Annotated in this window: 3 protein-coding genes; 1 reads left to right on the top strand and 2 read right to left on the bottom strand. The window is 63.0% G+C overall.

Annotated features, from left to right (window positions below; genetic code table 11):
• Window positions 1–206: 206 nt before the first annotated feature.
• Window positions 207–1,172: a FecR domain-containing protein gene (locus GYA94_RS26445; protein WP_161893430.1), complete on the bottom strand. Its 966-nt coding sequence runs from the start codon at window positions 1,170–1,172 to the stop codon at window positions 207–209.
• A gap of 4 nt (window positions 1,173–1,176) precedes the next feature.
• Window positions 1,177–1,707: a sigma-70 family RNA polymerase sigma factor gene (locus GYA94_RS26450; RefSeq protein WP_110677863.1), complete on the bottom strand. Its 531-nt coding sequence runs from the start codon at window positions 1,705–1,707 to the stop codon at window positions 1,177–1,179.
• Window positions 1,708–2,039: 332 nt separating this feature from the next.
• Between GYA94_RS26450 and mqo the strand changes: the two genes are divergently transcribed.
• Entirely contained in the window at window positions 2,040–3,677 is a 1,638-nt protein-coding gene (gene mqo, locus GYA94_RS26455) for a malate dehydrogenase (quinone) (RefSeq protein WP_161893431.1), read from the top strand.
• Window positions 3,678–3,739: the final 62 nt, after the last annotated feature.

A 3,739-nucleotide genomic window follows, 5' to 3' on the forward strand; every position in this document is an offset into this window, starting at 1 on the left:
CCGGGTTAACCGAACGCGATTGGAAAAAGGGAACTGGCTTGGCATTATTTTTCATAACTGATGAACACCGCGTCGCCTGCTTCGCGGGCTCGCCCGCTCCCACAGGTACTGCGCCGGCTTCGCGTTCACGCTGTCTCTGTGGGAGCGGGCATGCCCGCGAAGAATCCAACGCGATGCAAGGCGCTGGGTTCAAAGGTGTTCAGGTATCAAGCCGGCTCGACTGTGACCCACCACGGCGTCAGCCGCTGCACCCGCACCGGCAGTGCCGCTTGCAGCAATTCCAGCGCCCGGTCGGTATCGTTGAGCGGAAACGCCCCCATCACCGACAACGTCGCCACCTCCGGGTGCCAGCCCAGGTGCCCATGGCGGTAGCGCCCAAGGGTTTGCAGCAAATCGGCCAAGGGCATGCCTTCGGCGTTCAGCCTGTGCTGAACCCACGACTCGCCTGCGCTTTGCGCCGCGCGGGTAGCGCCCACGGCCCGCGCATTGAACGCCAACTGCTGCCCGGCCTGCACAGTGCGGCGTTCGCCGCCAAGCGCGGTGCACACCTCCACGGCGCCGGCGTACACGGCCAGCCGGGTGTTTTCGCCCTGCTGGCACACGGCAAAGCGCGTACCCAGGGCGTGCATGCGCCCTTGCGCGGTGTCGACGAAGAACGGCCGGCGTGGGTCGTGGGCCGTTTCCACCAGCAGTTCGCCGAAGCGCAGCGCCAACACCCGGCTGCGCGGGGTGAACTGCAAATCCACGGCACTTTGTGCGGCCAGCCACAGTTGGCTGCCATCGGCCAGGCGGGTTTCGCGGATTTCACCGATACCAGTGGCCAGGTCTGCCCCCCAACCCGCCAGGGGTGCGCCTTGCCAGGCCCGCCAGCCCAGCAGCGAGCCCGCGCCCAGCACCAGCAGCGACTTGAGCCCGCTGCGCCGGCTGAAGCGGCGCGCGTCCTGCTGGCGCAATGCCTGGCTGGCCGCCACCCCTTCGCCCTGCAGTGGGGCAAAGCGCTGGCCCACCCGCTGCACATAGTGCCAGGCCGCCTGATGGTCGCTGTGCTGCTGCAGCCAGTGCAGCCATTGCTGGTGCAACTGAGGGGTGGCATGTTCGTCCTGCAATCGCACGTACCAGTGGGCGGCTTGCTGCAGGCTGGTGTGGCTGAGCGTGTGGGCGGGTGCGGTCATGGCGTTACTCCACCAGCAAGCCGTCAAGTTCGGCTTCCAGAATGGCGCAGTGCAGAAACGCCTGGGCCAGGTACTTCTTGATCATGCGTTCGCTCACGCCCAGGTGGGCGGCAATGTCGCGGTAGGCCAGGCCGTCTATCTGCGCCAGCAGGAACGCCTGGCGCACCTTGCCCGGCAAGCGCAGCAGCATGGCATCCACCTCGTGCAGGGTTTCGACGATGATTGCGCGTTGTTCGGGGGAGGGCTGCACGGCCTCGGGCTGCAGGGCCAGGTACTGTAACCAGGCGTGCTCCAGCTTCTGCCGGCGCCAGTGGTCCACGCACAGGCCGCGGGCGATGGTCGCCAGGTACGAGCGCTGGCCACGCTCGCCACCCTGCGGCAGCGGGCGTTTGAGCATCCGCACGAAGGTGTCCTGAACCAGGTCGGCGGCATCGCAGCGGCAACCCAGCCGGCGGTACAAAAAGCCGAGCAGCCAGCGCGAATGGCTGTGGTACAGGCGATGAAGCGGGTGATTCAACTCGGGTATCGAAACCACGGCGGCATCCGGCGCGAGCGCGAAAGGGTGCGAATGAGAAATGATCGCAATAGTAGGGCTGTCGGCGCAATACTGCAATCGGCAAGATGTTTTGCCTGCGCGCCATGGGACAACCTGCCGCCTTGACGTAAAGGGCTGCAATTTGTTTGTGCAGGCATTTCAAGTACAATCGGCAAAACGATTCAGCCAAGTCAGTCAATTCGACAAAGGCAGGGTCGTTTTCTCGTTCTCTAGCTGCTGAACAATGATCAATAACAAGCCTGCGCTGAAGAACACGCTTTACTTGGGCCAGCCACAGGCCCTCCCTCTGTTCTTATGACTGGAATTGATCAATGTTCAAGAAAGCTGGCAAGACCTTGCTGGGTCTGGCTGTCGCTGCAAGCTGCATGCAAGCGCACGCCGCAGAAACCAAGAAAGTCGACGTACTGCTGGTCGGCGGCGGCATCATGAGCTCCACCCTGGCCGTGTGGCTGCACGAGCTGGAGCCAAGCTGGTCGATGGAAATGGTCGAGCGCCTGGACGGCGTGGCCGAAGAAAGCTCCAACGGCTGGAACAACGCCGGTACCGGCCACTCGGCGCTGGCCGAGCTGAACTACACCCCGGAAGACAAAGACGGCAACATCAATATCTCCAAGGCCATCGAAATCAACGAGGCCTTCCAGATTTCCCGTCAGTTCTGGTCGTGGCAGGTCCGCCAGGGCGTGCTGAAGAACCCGCATTCGTTCATCAACACCACCCCGCACATGAGCTTCGTCTGGGGCGATGACAACATCAAGTTCCTGAAGAAGCGTTACGACGCGCTGCAGGCCAGCCCGCTGTTCCGCCCGATGCAGTACTCCGAGTACCACGCGCAGATCGCCAAGTGGGTCCCGCTGATGATGGAAGGCCGCGACCCGAACCAGAAGCTGGCCGTGACCTGGACGCCAATCGGCACCGACGTGAACTTCGGCGAGATCACCCGCCAGTTCGTTGGCCACCTGCAAACCCAGAAAGGCTTCGACCTGAAGCTGTCCAGCGAAGTGCAGGACATCACCCGCAACAAGGATGGCTCCTGGCACGTCGAGTACAAGAACCTGAAGGACGGTACCGAGTCGGCCACCGACGCCAAGTTCCTGTTCATCGGTGCCGGCGGTGGTGCCCTGAAGCTGCTGCAGAAGTCGGGCATTCCAGAAGCCAAGGAATACGCAGGCTTCCCGGTGGGTGGCTCGTTCCTGGTCACCGAGAACCCGACCGTGGCCATGCAGCACATGGCCAAGGCCTACGGTATTGCTTCGACCGGCGCGCCACCCATGTCGGTACCGCACCTGGACACCCGCGTGCTGGACGGCAAGCGCGTGGTCCTGTTTGGCCCGTTCGCCACCTTCTCGACCAAGTTCCTGAAGAACGGTTCGTACCTGGACCTGCTGAGCACCACCACCCCCCACAACGTGTGGCCGATGACCAAGGTCGGTATCGAGCAGTACCCGCTGGTGGAGTACCTCGCTGGCCAGCTGATGCTGTCTGACGACGACCGCTTCGAAGCCCTGCGCACCTACTTCCCCAACGCCAAGAAGGAAGACTGGAAACTGTGGCAGGCCGGCCAGCGCGTGCAGATCATCAAGCGTGATGCCGAGAAGGGCGGTGTGCTGAAGCTGGGTACCGAAGTGGTGGCCTCTGAAGACCGCACCATCGCAGGCCTGCTGGGCGCCTCGCCAGGTGCTTCGACCGCTGCGCCGATCATGCTCAACGTGTTGGAAACCGTGTTCAAGGAGAAGGTCGCTACCCCAGAGTGGCAGGCCAAGATCAAGCAGATCGTTCCGAGCTACGGCACCAAGCTCAATGATTCGGCAGCGGCCACCCAGAAAGAGTGGAACTACACCGCTGAAGTACTGCAACTGGAGAAGCCACCGGTGATCGACGCCAGCGTCGGTACCACCGTTGCGCCAAGCCAACCGGTTGAAAGCAAGCCAGAGAACGACATGGCGCTGTAATTGGCCGCCAGGTTGTGACCGAAAGCCACGGGGGTGACCTCGTGGCTTTTTTGTTGTGCGCC

Source organism: Pseudomonas juntendi (assembly GCF_009932375.1).
Lineage (GTDB): Bacteria > Pseudomonadota > Gammaproteobacteria > Pseudomonadales > Pseudomonadaceae > Aquipseudomonas > Aquipseudomonas juntendi.

Bases quoted from the DNA above. Each gene is read 5' to 3' on its own strand.
- GYA94_RS26445 (WP_161893430.1), bottom strand. From the start codon at position 1,172: ATGACCGCACCCGCCCACACGCTCAGCCACACCAGCCTGCAGCAAGCC.
- mqo (WP_161893431.1), top strand. From the start codon at position 2,040: ATGTTCAAGAAAGCTGGCAAGACCTTGCTGGGTCTGGCTGTCGCTGCA.